General features: G+C 26.2%; 1 protein-coding gene. It reads right to left on the bottom strand.

The features are described 5' to 3' along the window. On the bottom strand, positions 1 to 1,214 hold a 1,214-nt coding region (locus ELQ11_RS09540), incomplete at both ends, for a hypothetical protein (RefSeq protein WP_243833556.1).

Here is a 1,214-nt window from a genome sequence, read left to right on the forward strand (position 1 = left end):
TTACAAACATAAAGCTCTTGTTTTCTATCTTCATCTTCTAAGATTTCATCTAGTCCTTGTGCGATTTGAAGTTTTAAATTTTGCATTTTTGCAGGAGCTAAAAAAGTTAAATGATATTCGTTTAATTCTTTATTATCTTCTAAAGCATTTTTGATGATTTTATCATACTCATGTAGCTGTGTAAAATACCCTACTCCTAAATCTTTATTTTCAAATTCCTTATAAGCACTTTTATAAACTTTAGCAATGTTTTTTGGGATAATAAAATAAAGTTTGATTAAATTAGTATCAAAGCTAAGATTTAATTCTTTAAATTCATAATCTTTACTAAAGTCTTGTTTGAATTGATTAAGAATATTTATATCCTCTATATCTTTTAAATCTTTTAAATCTATATTAAATTCATTTAAAGCCTTATCTTGTTCTTTTTTTTCATTATTGATTAAAAGATTATAGATAGGTAAATTATCTTTTTGAAATCTATCACTTTTATAATGAAGTCTTATTATAGGTTCTTTTAACTCTATTTGATTTTTACTTTGTTCTCCTAAGCCCTCTTTAGGATCAAAGCTGTGATCAAATTTAAACTTAGTAGGAGTAAAGCTTACTTTTAAAGCAAAGCCTTTATCTGTTTTACAAGCTGAGATGAGTTCTTGTAAGATTACATATTCATTATTGACTTTCTTTTGAGATAAGGATCCTTTTACATTAACAACTTTAGTACAAGGAACACTTACACCTGCTATAGTATTAGGACAAGCTACTATACTAGAGTTTAATAAATCACTTTCTAGCATTATAGGCACACCATCATCTTTAAAAGTTTTTCCTTTGTTTGATTTAAGTATGACTTTACCTCCATGGATACATTCTAGGTTTTGATTTTCTAAAAGAGCATGAAGTTTGGCTATAGCTTGTTTTTTATCTACTTGTGTGGTTTTTTGTTCTTTTAAAGTGTTTGAAATTAAGTCTTTATACTCTAAGCTTTGTTTGCTTAAACATTCTAATTTAATATTTAAAGAATTTTCTATAATAGAATAATTAAGCAAGCAAAGTTCATCATTTTTATAAAAGATACTAAGTCTTCCTAAACCACTGCTTTCATCTTTAGGAGAAAAATAATAACTAGGTGTATCTTGTTTTATAGTATTATCTTGATCTAATTCTCCAAAGTAAAAAGGATTATTAGGAAGTTCATTTGAGCCTGTAAGGAG

Source organism: Campylobacter sp. US50a (genome assembly GCF_004379015.1).
Classification (GTDB): domain Bacteria; phylum Campylobacterota; class Campylobacteria; order Campylobacterales; family Campylobacteraceae; genus Campylobacter_D; species Campylobacter_D jejuni.